At 64.4% G+C, this 18120-nt stretch carries 17 protein-coding genes; 6 read left to right on the top strand and 11 right to left on the bottom strand.

Annotated features, from left to right (window positions below; translation table 11 throughout):
* Positions 1–12: 12 nt before the first annotated feature.
* The 4 genes from pstB to HVO_RS03970 form a co-directional block, all read right to left on the bottom strand.
* Positions 13–966, bottom strand: coding sequence for a phosphate ABC transporter ATP-binding protein PstB (pstB, locus tag HVO_RS03985; RefSeq protein WP_004040835.1), 954 nt, complete (start codon positions 964–966; stop codon positions 13–15).
* 2 nt (positions 967–968) lie between these two features.
* Complete coding sequence (pstA, locus tag HVO_RS03980) at positions 969–2591, bottom strand: phosphate ABC transporter permease PstA (RefSeq protein ID WP_004040834.1); 1623 nt, start codon at positions 2589–2591, stop codon at positions 969–971.
* Positions 2591–3724 (bottom strand): phosphate ABC transporter permease subunit PstC, encoded by a 1134-nt coding sequence (gene pstC, locus HVO_RS03975; protein WP_004040833.1) that lies wholly within the window; start codon positions 3722–3724, stop codon positions 2591–2593. Before pstC ends, pstA begins: the two co-directional genes overlap by 1 nt.
* Before the next feature lie 62 nt (positions 3725–3786).
* Positions 3787–4977, bottom strand: a complete 1191-nt coding sequence (locus HVO_RS03970; protein ID WP_004040832.1) for a substrate-binding domain-containing protein — start codon at positions 4975–4977, stop codon at positions 3787–3789.
* A gap of 185 nt (positions 4978–5162) precedes the next feature.
* On the opposite strand from HVO_RS03970, the gene HVO_RS03965 reads away from it, so the two are divergent.
* The 3 genes from HVO_RS03965 to HVO_RS03955 all read left to right on the top strand — a co-directional run bounded on the left by HVO_RS03965 (position 5163) and on the right by HVO_RS03955 (position 7272).
* Positions 5163–6158: a hypothetical protein gene (locus HVO_RS03965; protein ID WP_004040831.1), complete on the top strand. Its 996-nt coding sequence runs from the start codon at positions 5163–5165 to the stop codon at positions 6156–6158.
* Between the two features lie 107 nt (positions 6159–6265).
* On the top strand, positions 6266–6868 hold the full coding sequence (gene sod / locus HVO_RS03960; protein WP_013035130.1) for a superoxide dismutase: 603 nt from the start codon (positions 6266–6268) through the stop codon (positions 6866–6868).
* A gap of 221 nt (positions 6869–7089) precedes the next feature.
* Positions 7090–7272 carry a hypothetical protein gene (locus tag HVO_RS03955; protein ID WP_004040828.1) on the top strand — a complete coding sequence of 61 codons (183 nt, stop codon included), beginning with the start codon at positions 7090–7092 and terminating at the stop codon, positions 7270–7272.
* A gap of 57 nt (positions 7273–7329) precedes the next feature.
* Here the strand turns inward: HVO_RS03955 and HVO_RS03950 are convergent, their stop codons facing one another.
* Positions 7330–8217, bottom strand: a complete 888-nt coding sequence (locus tag HVO_RS03950) for a DMT family transporter (RefSeq protein ID WP_004040827.1) — start codon at positions 8215–8217, stop codon at positions 7330–7332.
* A 171-nt stretch (positions 8218–8388) separates the two neighbouring features.
* Here HVO_RS03950 and HVO_RS03945 point away from each other — a divergent pair, with 171 nt between their 5' ends.
* Complete coding sequence (locus HVO_RS03945) at positions 8389–8973, top strand: NAD(P)/FAD-dependent oxidoreductase (RefSeq protein WP_004040826.1); 585 nt, start codon at positions 8389–8391, stop codon at positions 8971–8973.
* Positions 8974–9111: 138 nt separating this feature from the next.
* Here HVO_RS03945 and HVO_RS03940 read toward each other — a convergent pair whose 3' ends face one another.
* From HVO_RS03940 to HVO_RS03930, 3 genes are all read right to left on the bottom strand, one after another.
* A complete protein-coding gene (locus HVO_RS03940; RefSeq protein ID WP_004040825.1) occupies positions 9112–9816 on the bottom strand; it encodes an alpha/beta hydrolase in 705 nt (234 codons plus the stop codon).
* Positions 9816–10778 (bottom strand): ring-cleaving dioxygenase, encoded by a 963-nt coding sequence (locus HVO_RS03935; protein WP_004040824.1) that lies wholly within the window; start codon positions 10776–10778, stop codon positions 9816–9818. Before HVO_RS03935 ends, HVO_RS03940 begins: the two co-directional genes overlap by 1 nt.
* Positions 10779–10856: 78 nt before the next feature.
* Positions 10857–11609: a pirin family protein gene (locus HVO_RS03930; protein WP_004040823.1), complete on the bottom strand. Its 753-nt coding sequence runs from the start codon at positions 11607–11609 to the stop codon at positions 10857–10859.
* A gap of 210 nt (positions 11610–11819) precedes the next feature.
* Between HVO_RS03930 and HVO_RS03925 the strand changes: the two genes are divergently transcribed.
* Positions 11820–12041 (top strand): hypothetical protein, encoded by a 222-nt coding sequence (locus HVO_RS03925; protein ID WP_004040822.1) that lies wholly within the window; start codon positions 11820–11822, stop codon positions 12039–12041.
* 153 nt (positions 12042–12194) lie between these two features.
* Here HVO_RS03925 and HVO_RS03920 read toward each other — a convergent pair whose 3' ends face one another.
* Positions 12195–14678, bottom strand: coding sequence for an efflux RND transporter permease subunit (locus tag HVO_RS03920; RefSeq protein ID WP_004040821.1), 2484 nt, complete (start codon positions 14676–14678; stop codon positions 12195–12197).
* Complete coding sequence (locus tag HVO_RS03915; RefSeq protein WP_004040820.1) at positions 14678–16066, bottom strand: COG1361 S-layer family protein; 1389 nt, start codon at positions 16064–16066, stop codon at positions 14678–14680. Before HVO_RS03915 ends, HVO_RS03920 begins: the two co-directional genes overlap by 1 nt.
* 479 nt (positions 16067–16545) lie before the next feature.
* On the opposite strand from HVO_RS03915, the gene HVO_RS03910 reads away from it, so the two are divergent.
* On the top strand, positions 16546–17178 hold the full coding sequence (locus tag HVO_RS03910; protein WP_004040819.1) for a TetR/AcrR family transcriptional regulator: 633 nt from the start codon (positions 16546–16548) through the stop codon (positions 17176–17178).
* Positions 17179–17265: 87 nt separating this feature from the next.
* Here HVO_RS03910 and HVO_RS03905 read toward each other — a convergent pair whose 3' ends face one another.
* Positions 17266–17988 (bottom strand): hypothetical protein, encoded by a 723-nt coding sequence (locus HVO_RS03905; RefSeq protein ID WP_004040818.1) that lies wholly within the window; start codon positions 17986–17988, stop codon positions 17266–17268.
* Between the last annotated feature and the right edge of the window lie 132 nt (positions 17989–18120).

Below are 18120 nucleotides of genomic sequence, written 5' to 3'. Positions count from 1 at the left end.
CGAACCCGACCGTTACCCGAACTTGCCGCTGATGTAGTCCTCGACGCGCTGGCTCTGGGGGTCCTCGAACACCTGGTCGGTGTCGCCGTACTCGACGAGTTTGCCGCCGGTGAGGAACACCGCCGTCTGGTCCGAGATGCGCGCCGCCTGCTGCATGTTGTGGGTGACGATGACAACCGTGTACTCCTCCGCGAGGTCGTGGACGAGGTCCTCGATTTTCGAGGTCGCGATGGGGTCGAGCGCCGACGCGGGCTCGTCCATGAGGAGCACCTCGGGGTCGGTCGCCAACGCGCGGGCGATGCAGAGCCGCTGTTGCTGGCCGCCGGAGAGCCCGAGCGCGTTGTCGTCGAGGCGGTCCTGCACCTCGTCCCACAGCGCCGCCTGCCGCAGGGAGCGTTCGACGAGTTCATCGACCGCGTCGTCGTCGCTCCGGCCGAGCAGGTTGGCGAGCAGGCCAGTGTCGAGGTCGCCGTGTTTCCGCGGCCCGTATGAGATGTTGTCCGCGATGCTCTTCGGGAACGGGTTCGGTGACTGGAACACCATACCGACGCGCTTGCGCAGTTCCACGAGGTTGATGCCCTCCTGGTAGATCTCCTCGCCTTCGAGCCGGACCGAGCCGTCGATGCGCGCGGCCTTGATGCGGTCGTTCATCCGGTTGAGACACCGCAGAAACGTCGATTTCCCGCAGCCCGAAGGGCCGATGAGCGCCGTGACGCTGTTTTCGGGAATCTCCATGGAGACGCCATTCAGCGCGTGGTCGTCGCCGTAGTAGACGTCGAGGTCGGAGACCGAGAGCTTCGCGTCGCCCTCGAACTCGTGTTCGACCCACTCCTCGCGGGTCCGCTCGCGCGTCTCACCGCTCGTGACTTCGAGCGGCTGGTCGGTGCCGGGGCTCGCGCTCGCGCCGCCGGCGAGTTCGCTGTCCGTCGTCTGTCCGTCGTCCGTCGTCTGTCTAGTTTCACTCATGGTTACTCGTGCTGCAATTTACTCCGGAAGTAGTACCGCGTCGCGATGCCGACCGCGTAGAAGCCCAAGACGACCACGAGCAGGATGAGCGCCGTCGCCCACCGGAACTCGTCGATAGCGCCGATGTTCGACGACTGCCCGACGCCCGCGGTGATAAGCGAGTAGAGCTGATACGGAAGCGCCGAGGTCGCCTGCATCAGTTCGGGGTTGGTGACGAACGGCGGCGCGTACTGGAGCTGGAAGCCGCCGAGCACGTCGACCGTCTGGCTGCCCGGCGGGGCGACGCCCCCCGACATGGTCAGGAGAATCGGCGCGGTCTCGCCGGCGATGCGGCCGACCCCGAGGATGATACCCGTGACGATGCCCGGGAGCGCCGCCGGGAGGACGATGCTCCGAACGGTCTGCCACTTCGTGACGCCGAGGGCCGCGCTCGCGTCGCGGTACTCGTCGGGGACCGCCAGCATCGACTCCCGACTCGTGATGACGACGAGGGGCAAGAGCATGAAGCCGAGCGTGAGCATCCCCGCGAGCAGCGACTTCTGGTTGCCGAGCCGAGGGACGAGGAACGTCAGTCCGAACAGCCCGAAGACGATGCTGGGAGTGCTCCACAGACCGTTAGTTGCGATTTCGACGACCTGCGTGAAGCGCCCGCGGTCAGCGTACTCGGTGATGAAGACTGCCGCGCCGATACCGAGGGGAACGGCGAACAGCACCGCGCCGACGACGAGCCAAATCGTGCCCACGATAGCCGGAAGGACGCCGTTCACGTCGTTGAGGAGCGCGACGCCGTTCATCACGAACGGCCACGAGACGGGAAGCGAGAAGGTCACGCCGACGAGCGTCACTTCGGGACCCGCACCCGCGCCGAACGCGAGGCCCTTGAACAGCCCCGGCAGGCCCTTCAGGACCGTGAACGCGACGAGGAGGAACAGCAGCGCGATGATGGAGATGGCGTTCAGGTAGACGAGGACGTACGCGCCGATGTGGCGGCCGCGCGCACCGAACCCGCCGTAGGCCTTCGCGGCGGCCCAGCCGACGAGCAGGGAACAGAACGCCGTCAGGACCGGAATCGTGAACTCGGCGTTGAACGACGCCTGCTGTTCCCAGCCGAGGTCCCAGAGCCACGATGGGCCGATGACGCCGGTGAGGAAGACGACGCCGGCGAAGACGGCCAGCGCGCCGGCGGGGAGCGTCGAGCCGATGTCCTCGCGGGGGAGCGCGCTCACCGCGAACGCGGCCCCGCCGGTGACGAGCGACGCGACGACCCACCCGGCCGTCCCGAGCCCGAGCGTCTGCGAGGCGACCAGTCCGCCGACGACGAACCAGATGAGGCCGAACGTCCCGGAGGCGAGAAGTCCGGCGGTCGGTCTGGGGTCGGTGGCGACGTAGCCGAGTCGGGAGCCGACGCCGAAGGTGACGACGGCGAAGCCGAGAACGACCAACAATCCGCCGAGGAGCGCGACCATCGGCACGCCCGCGACGGGGTCGGTGATGGTCACGAGTTCGAACACCGACGCGAGCGAGAGGGCGAACAGCACCGCCGCCAGTCCCACCGCGCCGGCGGCGACCGCTTCTGTTTCGGAGGTGTCCTCGCTGACGAGCGCGGTGTCGGTCGCGCCCGCCATTATTCGGCACCTCCGAGCTTCCGGCGCATGCGCGCCTCGATGTACTGCGAGCCGATGCTGAGGAACAGCACCGTGACGAACAGGATGACGCCCGCGACGAACAGCGCCGAGAGCTGGAGGCCGTCGGCGTCGCCGTAGTTCGCCGCGATGAGCGACGTGAGCGTGGCGTTACCGTAGAAGACGTTGTACAGCGGCTTCGTGAGGCCCGGACTGCCGCGGAGCATCACGGTGGCCGCCATCGTCTCGCCGATGGCGCGGCCCACGCCGAGGAGGACCGCGGCCGAGACGCCCGAGAACGCCGCCGGCAACGTGATGGAGGTCATCGTCTGCCAGTCGGTCGTGCCGAGAGCGAGCGACCCGCTTTTCATCGACTCGGGGACGCTGTTGAGCGCGTCTTCGGCGACCGAGACGACCGTCGGGAGCGCCATCAGGCCGACGACGATGCCGACGAACAGGTACGTGCCCTGCCCGACGATGTCGAACTGGTCGGCCGCCCACGGGCTGAGGATGGTAAAGCCGATGAAACCGTAGACGATGGAAGGGATGCCCGCCAGAATCTCGACCCCCGGTTTGACGAGTTCGCGGACGGTCCGCGGGGCGATTTCGCTGAGGAAGAGCGCCGCGGCCACGCCCAGCGGGGCGGCGACCGCCGTCGCGATGATTGTGACGAGCACCGTCCCGTGAATCATCGGGACGAGCGAGTACTGAATCGGCGGCGTCACCGGACTCCAGCGCGTCTCGATGAAGAGTCGCAGGCCCGGAATCGGCACGCCGAAGACGTTCACGGTCGCGTACTGCACGGTCGGCCACGCCTCCGCGAAGATGAAGACGAGAATGAGCCCGAGGACGAGGATGGTCGAGACCGTCGTCGTCAGCGTGAGCACGCGCGCTGTCAATTCTTGGTGTCTGAGCCAGCCGTAGCCCGTCGCGACGAGGAACACCGCGAACGGGATAGCCGTCAGCGAGGAGACGGCCAGAAAGCCCGCGAACGCCGCGAGGAGCGACACCGCCGCGACCGTGACCGTGACGAGCGCGTCAGGCGGCGTCTCGTCGACGAAGTCGCGACCGCGCCGGAGCCCTCGCCGAGCCGCCGCTCGGAGGCCGGCACCGTCGGAGTTTGGAAGTACGTTCATGATTGGAGCGTCGATGAATGGAAAGAACGAGGTTCAGGAACCGCTACCGCGTCCGAGTCGCGTTACGCTTGGCTCGGAAGCTTGCTCTTCTGGGACTCGATGTCCTTCGTCGGAAGCGGGATGTAGTTGTTGTCCTCGACGAAGAGCTTCTGACCGAACGTCGTGAGGAACATGTTGATGAAGGCGGCCTCGCGCATGTCCGTCCCGCTCGGCGTGTCCTCCGTGATGGTCGTGTACTGGTGGAGGTCGCGGTTCAGCGGGTAGTCGCTGTCGAAGATGGTGTGTTCGGCGTCCTTGTCGGGCTCGTAGAGCGTGCCCTCGAATTCGATACCGATGGGTAGGACCTGCGGGCCGGTGAAGGCGAGAGCCATGTATGCGATGGCGCCCGAGTTCTGCTGGACGACCGTCGCAACCTGCTGGTTCTGCCCCTTACGGGTGTCGACGCCCTCCATCGAGGCGTCGGCGCTCCCGAGCATGTTGAGGCGGAACGAGGTGTCCGTTCCGGAGCCCTCCGCGCGGCCGACCACGTAGATTTCCTGGTCGGGGCCACCGACTTCGCTCCAGTTCGTGATCTCGTCTTGGTAGATCTGCTTGACTTCATCGCCGGTGAGCTGGGTGACGCCTGCGTCGTAGATATCCTTGCTCACGACGACCGGCTGACCGTCGCGGCCGACGACGTGGTCCACGTAGTTCTCCTCGGCCTTAGACTCGCTGATGCCGAGTTCGGCCGTGATGGGGCCGGAGGAGTTGCCGATGTCGACGAGGCCGTCGCGGACGGACTTGCAGCCGGTTCCGGAGTGGCTCAGGCCGATGCTGGTGGCGAACGGCGGGTTCGCCTGCGTATCGGTCGGCTCGAAGCCGTAGAGGCTCGCGAAGTAGTCGGCCAGACGAAGGTCAGTCTCAATCTCGTCCCAGCCGGGGACGGTCGCCTCGTCGGTCGAACCCCAGTACTCGCCGTCGCTCGGCGGCGCGTTGGAGTTCCAGTAGGAACTCCCCTTGTTCGCGATGGGATACACCGTCGAGGAGCCCTCGGCGGTGAGCATCTGCGGCGCGCTCGATTCGGTCGTCTCCTCGGGGGTCGAGGTCGTGGTCTCCGGAGCGTCCGTCTCTTCTTCTTCGGTCGCCGGCGCGTCGGCCTCGGGGTTCGACTGCCCCGAACAACCGGCGAGCCCCGCGACGCCCGCCGCGCTCGACGCGACGAGGAACTGCCGACGTGATACGCTGCCTGCCAACTTCTTGGAATCTTGCGCCATCACGTGGACTGACCCGGTTTTAAATAAAATGCGTTTATAATACCGGTTTAGTTCTATCAGAGTTCACCGTAACACTAAGAGGCGAAATAGTTCGATATTAGCGCACACATCAGTACGTAGAACTATATACCCGAACGTAATCGAGACGACAGAAAATATAACGGGCGACGAGATACGTACGGACGATGGCTCAGCAGGACGGAACCACAGGCTCCGAACGTATCATCGGTCTGTCTAAATCTGACGCAGCCGACCGCGTCGTGGACGCGGACGAGTCCCGGGACCCCGACACCGTTCGGGCGGTCCTCAGTCACGTGACCGAAGACGGCGCGGTGACGGCCGACGGCGTCGATTCGGCGGCCACGGACACGTCGATGATTCTGTCGACCGCGGAGACGCGCGTCGAACTCGCGTCTATCGACCTCGACGACGCCCGCGAGGCCGCCGGCGACGACGCGGCCGTCGGTGCCGTCCGGTCCCGTCTCGACGTGTTCGAAGCGAAGGTTACGAACGCGACCGAACGGGTCGAATCGCTCGGCGAGGAGTTACAGGGACTCACCGACTGGCGCGACGACCCTCGGTCCGTCTACGACATCGTGCTCGGACTCCGCGAGGTCGCGTCCGAAGCGCAGGCGCTCACCGCGCACGCGGACGACATACAACTCGACGTCGAGGAGTTCGAGCGATGGCTCTCGAACCACGACGTTCGCGTGCGCGGACTCGACGGCGATTTGGCGGCCCTCGAACAGTCGCTCGACGGACTCGCCGGCCGGGTTGAGGCCGTCGCCAACGCGGAGAGTTCCGAAGACAGCGCCGACGCCGCCGAGGGCGCTGACGACGACCGCGCGACCGAGTGGTGCAACGCCGCGCTCCGCGCCCGCGTCTCCGCCCTGTTGGTCGAGGACGTACGGGCCGAACTCGACGACTTGCGGGAGTTGGCTCCCGAGTCGGACGCGGCGACTGACGGTCTCGACGAGGCCGCCGCCGACCTCGACGAACACGGCGCCCGCGTACAGCGCCTCCGCGAGCGCCTCGACGGACTCGCCCGACCGTCGTGGACCGACGAGTACGGGGCGCGAATCGAGTCGTTCGAAGAGACGCTGGCCGCGTTCGAACCGCCGGTGTCGTGGGGGGAAGTACAGGCCGAACTCGACGACGCCAGAGTTGGTTCCGAGGCGTGAGCGAGCGCCCGAGAGTGTTTGCACCCATACATATCAAACTCACTACGTAAATCGCGTTCAGCGAAAGTACATGTGTGTTCGGTCCCTCGGTCTAACTGCGAACACCAATGTCAGACTACGAACTCGACCCGCTTCCGTACGAGTACGACGCCCTCGAACCGCACATCTCCGAGCAGGTGCTGACGTGGCATCACGACACCCACCACCAGGGCTACGTCAACGGCTGGAACGCGGCCGAGGAGACCCTCGCCGAGAACCGCGAAGCAGGCGAGTTCGGCTCGTCCGCCGGCGCGCTCCGCAACGTCACCCACAACGGCTCGGGACACATTCTGCACGACCTGTTCTGGCAGAACATGTCGCCGGAAGGCGGCGACGAGCCCGAGGGTGCGCTCGCAGAGCGCATCGCGGAGGACTTCGGTTCCTACGAGGCGTGGAAGGGTGAATTCGAAGCGGCGGCCGGCGCGGCCGGCGGCTGGGCGCTTCTGGTGTACGACTCGTTCTCGAACCAGCTTCGGAACGTCGTCGTCGACAAGCACGACCAGGGCGCGCTCTGGGGTAGCCATCCCATCCTCGCGCTGGACGTCTGGGAGCACTCGTACTACCACGACTACGGCCCGGCCCGCGGCGACTTCGTCTCCGCGTTCTTCGAGGTCGTCGACTGGGACGAACCCGCCGCTCGCTACGAGCAGGCCGTCGAACTCTTCGAGTAACGCAGCGTAGCGCAGCCGAACCACGCGCTTCCCGCGCGACCACAGGTTACCGTGAGAGGGTGCCCGACCGAGGGCATCCGGCGAGGCGAGTTCGCCCCGCCAAACCGGCACCCTCCCGAACGCACGGCACATTTTTCGGTGAGTGACGCGACAGAGGCCGTCGATTGTCTCCGTTTGTTTCAATCAAAATTCATAACTACGCGGGAGAGGTTGTGCGGGTAATGAGCAACCCACCGTGGACCGCCGAATTCGCCGCCCTGAAGTCCGACTGCGCCGTCGAACTCGCCGCGCTGCTGGAGAAGTACCCGCAACCGGTCGTCTACGAGGTGATGAGCGAGATGCTTCGCCGCGAGATGCGCGACCACTTCGCCGTCTCGTTCGCCGAGTCGCAACTGGAAGAGTAGCCGGCGAACGCCGTCACATCGGCCGGCTCCGGGCTCGGCCGACGCGACGACGCCCCGTCAGTCCGTGTTCACGAGAAGGACTCCGACAGCGAGAACAGCGCCCCCGCCGAGGAGTTCGAGGCCGACCGGTTCGCGCAGGAAGACGGCCCCGAGCAGGATGCCGACGACCGGCTGAGCGAAGAAGAAGACGCCGACGGCGCTCGCGTCCGCGTACTCCATTCCTTTGTACCAGCAGTACCACGCGGCCGCGGTGCTCAAGAGGCCGAGGTAGAGCACCGCGCCCACGACCGGAAGCGAGGGCGAAATCGAACCGAACGCCGCCGGGTCGAGATAGAACTCCACCGGGACCAACGCGCCGAACAGCGGTACCGACAGCACCGTTGCGTACGTCGCGGTTTCGAGCGCCGAGTACCGCCGGATGAGCGGCTTTGCGAACACGGAAAACGCGGCGAAACAGAGCGACGAAAACAGGAGTAACGCGACGCCCGAGACGCTCCCGCCGGCGAGCGCGGCCGCGTCGTACTGCCCCGAGAGGACGACGAGCGTCCCGACCGTTGCGAGCGCCGTCCCGAGCGATTTCCGGCGCGTGAGATGCTCGCCGAGCGCTGTTACCCCCAGTACGAGCATGAACACCGGAGTCAACACGGTCAGCAACGAGCCCTGACTCGCGTTCGTCAAATCGGTTCCCACGAACTGGGTCGAAAGCGCCGCGGTCAGCCAGACGGCGAGTGCCGCGAACCGTCGCCACTCGCTTCGGTCGAACGACCGTGCGGGCGTGGTCGCCCGCACGGCGATGTAGAGGACGCCCGCACCGAGTGCGATTCTGAGGAACGCGAGCGTCAGCGGCGGTATCGACCGGAACCCCCACTTGCTGACGACGTACATCCCGCCCCAGATGCTCGCCGCGAGAAGCGGGGCGGCGGCGAGGAGTCGGTCGCGGTCCATAGACGAGGCACACGAACCGGGACATTAAGAGTGAGGGGAATCCGGAACCGACTGCGTCGGGGGTGTCTCAGGGCGCGCCAAGCGTCGTGCCACACGGTCGCTGGTAATCGAGAGGAATACAAAATGTCCGCTTTACCGGGTTTCTTTATCGAGTACGCTAGTGCATGGAACATGGCAGACGTAATCGTCATCGGCGGCGGTCCCGCTGGTCTGACAACCGCCCTCTTCGCCGCGAAGAACGGACTCTCCACGACGGTCTTCGACACCGACCAAACGTGGATGCACAAGGCGCACCTGTTCAACTATCCCGGAATCGGCTCCATCGACGGCTCGAACTACATGGAGACGCTCCGCACGCAGGTCGACCACTTCGACGCGGAGCGCCACCAAGGCGAGGAAGTCACCGACGTGAGCGAGAGCGACGACGGGTTCGTCGTCGCGACCGACGACGACGAGTACGAGGCCGACTACGTCGTGCTCGCCACGGGTGCGAACCGTGACCTCGCGGAGTCCCTCGGCTGCGCGTTCGACGACGACCTCGTCGACGTGGACGTGACGATGGAGACGAGCGTCGAGGACGCCTACGCCACGGGCGCGATGGTCCGCGCCGAGGAGTGGCAGGCCGTCATCTCCGCCGGCGACGGCGCGGCCGCCGCCCTCAACATCCTCTCGAAGGAGAAAGGCGAGCACTACCACGACTTCGACGTGCCCGCCGACGCCGAGTCCGTCTTCGGCTCCCTCATCGACGAGGTCTAATCGGCGATCCCGGTCGGCCCGGTCGGTCCGGCCGACCACGTTTTCTCGCTCCCTCCGCCCCGTTTTTCTTCGACGGCACGACCACCGCGTAGCCGCGCGGCTATCGCCCCGTAACTCTGAAAACGACCGCATCGCGCGTCAGTCGAGTCGCTCGATGAACGAGTCGATGACCCGGATTTCGTCGTCGTTGATGGCGTGGCCCAGTCCCTCGTACAGCCGACTCGTCGCGTCGGCGCCGAGTTCCGCGAAGACGCGGGCCGACGCCTCGACGCGGTCGGTCTCGACGCGGGGGTCGTCGCGGCCGCTTCCGAAGAAAACCGGCGTGCCGCCGAGGTCGGCGTCGCTGCCGTGATTGTCGTGGTCGCCATTGCCGTCGTCGCCGGCGGGCCGGCTCCCGAGGTCGGGGCCGAGGAGGCTTCCCGAGAGCGCGACGAGGCCGCCGTACCGGCGGGGGTTCCGAAGCGCGAACTCGGCGGCGAGGCACGCGCCCTGCGAGAACCCGAAAAAGACGACGCGCTCGGGGGGAACCCCGGTGTCGGTGGCGATATCGAGCGCGGCCGACACCCGGCCGAGCGCGGAGGTGAGCCACGGCTCGTTTCGCTCGATGGGACTGGCGGCCGGGGCGGGATACCACGAACTCCCGGCGGCCTGCGGCGCGAGGTACATCACGCCCCGGTGGAGGAACTCGTCGACGAGCGTGAGGACGTGCCGCGCTTTCGACCCGCGGCCGTGGAGCATGATAACGGCCGCGTCGGCGACCTGCGGCGGCGCGCCGGCCGTCGCAATCTCCTGTCCCTCGTGGGGGTCGGTTGCGGACCGGGGCGTGGTCGGACGGGGAGCCATCAGTTCGACCCGCCGTCGCTACTGGGTCCAACGCCAGCCGGCAGGTCCAGCGGGCGCAGTTGGTTCTGTATCATCTCTCGGTCCTCCTCCAGCCACGGCGGGAGGTACAGCGACTCCCCGAGCGTCTCCGGGTCGACATCGAACGTCAGACCGGGACCGTCGGTCGCGAGTTCGAACAGGATACCGCCCGGTTCGCGGACGTACAGCGACTGGAACACGTGTCTGTCTTTCACCCGCGACACGTCGTAGCCGCGCTCGCGGAACAGGTCGTGCCACTCGTACAACTGGGCCTCGTCCTCGACGCGGACCGCGACGTGGTGGATGCTCCCCGCGCCCTCGCGGCCGAACTCCCCGTCCCGGTCGAGGAGGTCCACGACGGTCGCCCGGTCGCCCGGCGCTCGGTAGCGGACGCGGTCGCCCTCCTGCGCCACGAGGTCGAACCCGAGCGTGTCGAGCACGCTTGCGGTCACGAAGGGGTTCGTCGAGTGGAGCGTGACGCCGTGGATGCCGCGAATCGCGCGCTCGGCGGGGACCGGACCGTCATCCCAGGGTTCGACCGACGACTCGCCGGTGACGAGTTCGAGGTCGGTGCCGTCGGGGTCCGAAATCCGAAGAACGGTCTCGTCGAACCGCTCGAACGGGCCGTCGACTTCGACGCCGCGGTCGGTGAGGCGGTCGGCCCAGTAGTCGACGGCGTCGGGGGGTATCACGAGCGACACGGTCCGAATCTGCGGCGTTCCGGGGCGACCCGGCTCCTCGGCGGGGTACGGGAAGAACGTCAGGGCCGTCCCGGGCGAGCCGGTCTCGTCGCCGTAAAACAGGTGACGCGTGAACTTCTCGTTGAAGTTCACCGTCTGCTTGACGAGGCGCAGACCGAGCGTCGTCGCGTAGAAGTCGACGTTCGCCTGCGCGTCGCGGACGATTCCCGTGACGTGGTGGATTCCGACGGTGTCTGTGAGCATCGAGTTGGGCGGGGTGTTGGAGAGTGTGTTGGGTGGCGGCGCTTCGCGGCGGGGACGGGTCGGCGCGTCGGGCCGCGGTCAGCGACCGATGGTTCCCTGTCGTGTGACGGGCGCGTCGGGGTCGACCAGGAAGGCGACGACGGTGGCGTCCTCGTCGGCGGTGAGCGTCAGGCCGGCGTCGTCGACGAGCAGGCCGCTTTCGGTCTTCCCGAAGCGCGTGCCGGCGGCCTCGACCGCGCCGTCGAACACGTAGAAGTACGCGTCGCGGCCCTCGATTTCGGGGAGGTCGGCGCTCGACCCGGCGTCGAGTCGGAGGTCGAACAGGTCCACTTGGTTGCGGACGAAAAGCGGCACGTCGGAGCCCTCGGGGCCGAACAGGTGTCGCCACTCGCCCTCGACGGGGGCGTCGATGGGTTCGTGTTGGATGTTCGGCTCCAGCCCGAGGCTGTGGGGTCGGACGAACATCTGGAGCATCCGGAGCGGCGGGTCGTCCGCGCGGGTGAACTCCTCGTGCCAGAACGTCTCGCCCGCGTTCATCACCATCAGGTGGTCGGCGTCGGTGACGAGGTCGTTGCCGTCTTGGTCGCCGTGGCGCATCACGCCGGCGGGCACCCACGAGATGATTTCTTCGTCGCGGTGGGGATGCATCGCGATGTGGGTGTCGGGGTCCATGAACGACTCGACGATGGTCGCGAGCGGGCCGTAGCCGTGGTCCGCGTGGTCCGGGAGGGCGCGACCGGGGAAGTTGAAGTAGGTCCGGAACTTCCCCTGATTCTGGGAGACGTCGGTTCGCTCCGCCTTGTAGAGCTTCGTCTCGGAGCCGACTTTCATTACGTGCGCACCTACGCGTCGAATCTATATACCTTCTCGGCGACGTGACCGAAAGCAGGTGACATCGGTGTCACTGGACTCGGAAATCGAGAGCGTTGACGACTGGCCGGCCGCGAGTCGGCGGGACTCGCGAGACGGCGAGGGTCCGGCTCCGCGTCGACCGCGCAGGTGACAACAGTTTTCTTCGTGACAACCGATAGGATAGTCGACATGGAGGCAAGTCGGCTGACGCCACGGCGAAGTTGGCTGTTCGTCGCGCTGAGTGGCATCGTCGCGGCGGGGGTAGCCTACGTGTTCGGCCCGTCCGACTCGGGTGTCCTCGCATCGGTCGCGGTCGGGTGCGTGGTCAGTCTGATGTTCGCGGTCGGCTACGCGGTCTCGAACGAGCGGGTGAAACAGACGCTCATCGATTTGCTCTCGCTTCTTCCCTGAGTTCTCCCCGCCGAGCGCCACCGCGTGACTCACGGCGTCACAACCCTTGTCGCAGTACGAAGGCGGCGTGTCCGAACACGGCGAGCAGGAAGGGCACCGAACCCACACCCACTCGGCCGATTCCGTCGCCGTCCGGAATCGGCGGACCACTCCCTATCGTGTCGCCGGGCGGAGTCGCGCCAACGGGTCGAGGTCCCATTGCCGTATGCGTTCCCAGAGCAACACTGCGGGCGGGAGTGCGATTACCGCTGCCAAGAACGAATACGTGACGCTCAGGCCGATGAGGACGCCGAAGTTTCCGAGAATCGGCGTGATTGCGAGCGCGAGCGAACCGGTCCCCAACGCGGTCGTCAGCATACTGCCGAACAACGCGCCTCCCGTTCCAGTCAGCGTAATCATCATCGCTTCGTGCGCGCCCGTCGTCGCGTCGAACTCGTCGATGAAGCGGTGGGTCGTGTGCACCGAATAGGCGATGCCGACCCCGACCGAGATGGAGAGAATCGTCGCGGTCAGCGCGTTCAGCGTGATATCCAGATACCGCATCGTCCCGAGCAAGAACGCGATTGCAATCAGTATCGGGAAGACGTTGACCACGCCGAGCAGCGGTTTCCGCTCCAGGACACCGTATATCGCCACGAGGAACACGGCGGTCAGGACGACCGCGAGGACGAGTCCCTGAATCGCAGACTGGAAGATACGGTCCATCACCGCTGCGCGGACGACGACATCTCCCGTAGACGTTGCTTTAAAGTGGAACTCATCTGCCATTTCTTCCCCACCAGTTGTCACTTCCGTCTGTGACGCATCAGAGTCAGTCTGATATTCGACCAGTGCGGACCGGTAATCCTCAGTGAGATACTGTTCGGCCCGCCCACTCGCTGAGGAAGCGAACAGTTCGTCGTAAATTCGTTCGAGGTTCCGGTCGGGAATCCCGTTATCGTTCTGGTCGTTCCGGGCGACTAAGGCAGCGAACTCTTCGTCTCGCTCCGCGTGGGATTGAATGACCGTCACGATGTTCCGGGCCTCTGCCTGCCCACCGGGTCCAACTGCAAACGACTCCGGGGGATTGTCGTTCGGAGCTGCGAGGGCTTCGAGCGCGTGGTCTTCCTTGAAGTTCCCTCGGGCGTATATTTTCACCGTGCTCCCCTGGCTGCTCCCAAATTTATCATCGAGCAAGTTGATGGTTGACGTAATCGTGTACTCCCCCGGGCTGAACGGCTCAGGTAGCCCTGTGACGTAGGCCGGAAGCTCCTCGGGCGGCAGGAAGTCCTCGTTTTCGAACGAGGTGCCGACGCCAGCCCCGTACGCGCCCATCAAACTACTCGATAGCAGCAACACCAAGACGATCACTGCCGGGGCGTGTTGGCTCACCCGCGCAGGGAACGCTAACACTCGTCCGAGGGCCGATTCTTCTGACGCGATCGGAGCGGTGTTGAACTCCGGGACTCCGAGCCGCGTGCGCACATTGTCGCACACCAACTTGGTGGCGGGTAAAAACAGCCCGAAGATGAGGAACGTGAAGATAATCCCGACCGCCGAGGCGATACCCAGATTCCGAATCGGCGTCAGGTCGGAGATGACGTTTGCGCCGAATCCGAACACCGCCGTCACGGTGACGATGACGAACGCGATGAGGAGTTGGGTGTTCGCTTCTCGCATCGCTTCGACCGCTTCGAACCCGCGTTCGGTCTCTTCTCGGTAGCGGTTGATAATGTGGATGCCGAAGTCGACACCGACCGCAAGCAGTAACACCGGGACCGAAATCATCTGCTGGCTAAACGGAATCCCCGAATAGCCGAGGAATCCGAACGTCCAGATAATCGTCATCACGAGTGCGACAAGTCCCAACAGCACGTCGATGGGGTCGCGATACGCGACCACCAAGAAGAAGAGTAACAACAGGATTACGACGGGCATCACGATCAGAAGCGAGTCCTGTACGGACTGCGAAATCTCTGTTTCGGTCGTCCCCGACCCGAACGCACGAACGTCGCCCGGCGTGTCGTCAGCAATCGCTTGGAGGTCCGTCTGGACAGCAGTCAGGTCGTCGTCACCGAAGCTCCCCGGGAAGTCATGCGAAATCGTCGTAATCGAGGCAGACGCGGAGACGCTGGTCGGATTGAAATCGTTCGAGACCACTCCGGACAGTCGGGACGAGTCGTCGAGTTCGCGAACGGCCTGTCTGATTTCGGACGGAGTCGCCCGTTCGAGCGTTCGCCGGTAGTCTGCCGGTGTCGTCGCCGACGGATTGAGATGCTGCGCAATGATCGGAGCCGGGCCACGAGCCGATTCCATCCGGTACTCATCGTGTTCGGCAACGCGTTCGAGCAGGCGAGCGTCGCGGACGAGCGCCTCCCGAGTCAGAACGTTGCTCTTCGTCCGAATGAGTTGCGTCGTCGTCTGAGCATCCGTCTGGAACGGCTGCTCGAAGTTCTGTTCGACCTCATCGAGGGTTTTCTGTTCGGGTAAGTCATCCGTGAACGCGTCGAGTCCGCCAGCGCTCATCTGCACAGACCCTAACCCGCCGATGAACACACCCGTGAGCAGCAAAAAGGCGACGACGACTACGCGTGGGCGGTCCACGATTGTCGTGTTGAGGCGTTCGGTCGCCGTTTCAATCCTCTCAGCCAGTGACATTACTTCCGCCTCCAGTAGACGACTGCGACACCGCCTGCGACAACCACCCCCAACCCTAAGATGAGCGTCATCGGCGACACGCCGCTGTTCTGGGGCTGAACGGCATCCAGCGGTTTCCTGAACGTGTCCGTGAGGTGCGTGCTGCCGTCACTATCCGTGTAGCGGAAGTCGAACGAGATGGGGTACGTGCTTCCCGCCGTCGCCGCCGACGACGCCGTCACTTCGAACGCCAGCGTCGCGGACTCACCGGGCTCTAAGGACTCGATGTAGCTCGTGTCCGAACCAGCGGCGCTGAGGGGGTCGTCAGCGAATAGACGCGCTTCGATATCGGTGACCGTCTCGTTGAGGTTGTTCGTCACTTCGACGGTGACGACCCTCGATTTACCGACGGTAATCGTCCGGTCGGAAACCGCGAGTCCGAACTCGTCTCGGTCCGGGCCGATAGTCGTCAGGAGGTCGAGTTTGTCGTAGGTCCGCTGGTCTCCGTCGCCGTCACGATACCGAACCTCGACATTGAGTAATTTGTCACCGACCTCCGCCTCACTCGTAACCTCCATCGGGAGGCGGAAGGACTTGGATTCGCCCGGTGCGAGCGACCCGACGGCGGTGGAGTCCTCACCCGGAATGACTGTTTCCGAACCGTTAACCGGTCGAATAGTCACGCTTCGAACCGTGTGAGGGCCGGTGTTCTCGACTGTGCCGACGACTTCTCCATCTTCGCCCACTCGGAGCGACGAGGAGACGTCAGAGAAGGCGAACGACTGCTCGGGGAGCGACTCGACAGTGGTCGTAATCGGATTAGACGCACGACTGATACCGTCACTGTCGTCGTAATTGACCACGAGGTCCAGCGCATATGCGCGCGCGACGGAGCCGGATTGGAGCGCTGCACGGTACGTAATCGTCCGGTTTTCGCCCGGCTCCCAGTCGCCAACGGACGCCGTCGAGGACGTGTCGCCGGACTCGAACGTCAAGGAGCTACTCTTCGACTCTGCGTTCACACTCGCGGCTTTCGCAACTTCCGAGCCGGTGTTCCTGAGTGTGAACGAGATATCGTTGTCATCACCGACTTGGGTCGTCGCGTTTGTTTCGATGATTTCGAACCGGGCGTCGTCGTTGATTCGAATCGTTATCGTGCCGGTCTCCGTTCGCGTGGAATCGGTTCCCTCAGTGGTTCCGCTGGAGCTATACCGAAGCTGGCGAGTGTGCGAATACGCGTAGGTGACCGGAAGTTGATAGGTTCCCGGTTCAGCGTCTTCCGGGATAGTGACCGAGACTGTCTTCTCGGTGCTTCCAGTCGGGAAGTTCCCGAGAGAGACCTGCCTGGTTTGGACGTCGATTGGAGCGTTTTCGTCGTCTATTTGGAACGTTAATCCCCTCGCAGTCATCACTTCCTCTTCGTACTGCGATGGACCGTGTTCGACAATCAGACCGCGGTTGACGACCGAGATTGCGAGCTCGTCAGTCGTGCCCGCAGAGAGCGTTCCGGACGAAGTTGCAAACGTGATATCTGGTTTCCCAACGACACTTCCAGACTGCGATGTCTGAGCGGTCGCAACGGCGGGAATCGCGCCGGCAACCAGTCCCATGACGAGGACGGTCGTAAGCGCGACGGTCAACAACCGTGAGCTCCGAAGTATATTCTGTGTCATACTTACTGAGTACTTAGTCAAACCCCGAGCGGACGGATTAATGTGTCGGTCTCGGCCAGTAGCACCCTCAATGCGGACAGAAGACGACTCCGAAACACAGGTACGACCGGCCTATAGATAGATAACTCCCGACAGGGTTGGCAGGTGATTCAATCACAGAGCCGAGTCGTCCAGAGAGAGTAACCACTAATTGGGTGCAGGGGGAATCGAACAGTATGGACAAACGGGGCCCTCTTTTTGCCGATGAGCCCGAAGATACCAAGACCGAGATTTTGAAAGCGACGTTTGATGCGCTTGCCGAACACGGCTATGCCAACCTGACGATCGACCGGATCAGCCAGCACTTTTCCAAGTCAGAAGGGCTGGTCTTCTACCATTACGATGGAAAAGACGACGTTCTCTTGGACCTTCTCGACTACCTTCTTAACCGAGTCGTACAGGTTGGGATGCCCGTCGCTGACGACGGAGACCCAGAAACCCGACTTCGAATCCTCCTCGACCAGGTCATCCCCGGACCTGACGAACGAGAGATTCGGGATTACGAAACGGTACTGACGGAACTGCGGATGCAGGCGGCACAAGACGAAGCGTTCCGAGCGTGTTTCAATCAGTCCCAAGACGTTTTCCGCGAAACGATACGGGAGATACTACGAGACGGCATCGAATCAGGGGATTTCAGAGACGTGGACCCAGAACTAGTCACGGGCTTTCTGGTGACGCTGGTTAGCGGACTCACCTTCGAACGGGTGACGACAGGGGCCTCCCGTTCCATTCGGTCGGAGCTGGATAGCTATATCGAGTACAGGCTCTTGGCCGACGCCGACGACGCTGACAGTGGAGACGCTTGAGAACCGTCGTCGCTTAGCTCCCCACATTCGGTGCGTTCTCGGTCGAGACCGGACTCCTCGGTCAAGACAGAACTCTCGACTGATAGCTCATCTCTCGGTTAGCGTACTTCGTTTCTCGGCGACGGCCGACCCGATTGCGGACCGCAACGCCTTCCAATCGACGCGGCCCCGGTCGAGTCGGCCGTACTCCTCTCGAACAGCCGTCTCGAACACGCGTGCGTGAACTTCGTCGGTCGTGGGCGACTTCCGAGCCGCTTCGGCGGCTTCGATGGCTCGGCGGACCCGCGTGTCGGTTACGAGGTCGGCGGCGATTGCGTTCGGCTCTCCTCGTATCGGCTCGTAGTCGTCCACCTCGTCGAGGACGGGCCCCTGGACGAGTGCGCGTCCACCGCGCCTATTCTCGACGATAACCCCCGCGGCGGGTCCGTCGTACCACGCTGACTCGGGGATATCGAGCCGGTCGGGGTGAAAGTCACGGACGTTCAGTTCCTTCTGGAAGGTGTTTACCGGCGTCAGACCCAGCCGTTCGAACACTCGCTCGGACTCGTCGATGGGAACGAGTCGTTCGTCGGTCTCGTTCCAGATGGCCCGACCGAGAAACGGCGGCATTCGCTCCCAGTCGTAGTCAATACCGACGTGACACGGTGCGACGCCGAAGAAGACGTACGACCTCGGCTCATCGACTGCGTCGCGAAACGCGTCGCGGTCGAATCGCTCTCGAACGTGTCGAACGGCGCACTCGTGCGGCGGCGGCGCGTCGTCGAAGACGCAATCCCGGTCCCCGAACAGCAGGCGGCCCGACGACTTCATCTGAAATCGTAGTCGGGGGCCGGCGACGTGCTCGCGGAGCCATAGGTGACCACTCGACAGCAACCCCTCGGGGGCGTCTGCGAGGAGAGGCGTCGACGGATACGGCTTCATGACTGATTCGTTCCACGACGA

Source organism: Haloferax volcanii DS2 (assembly GCF_000025685.1).
Lineage (GTDB): Archaea > Halobacteriota > Halobacteria > Halobacteriales > Haloferacaceae > Haloferax > Haloferax volcanii.
The sequence above is the reverse complement of the archived record's forward strand: the minus strand, read 5'-3'. Positions and strand labels throughout refer to the sequence as shown.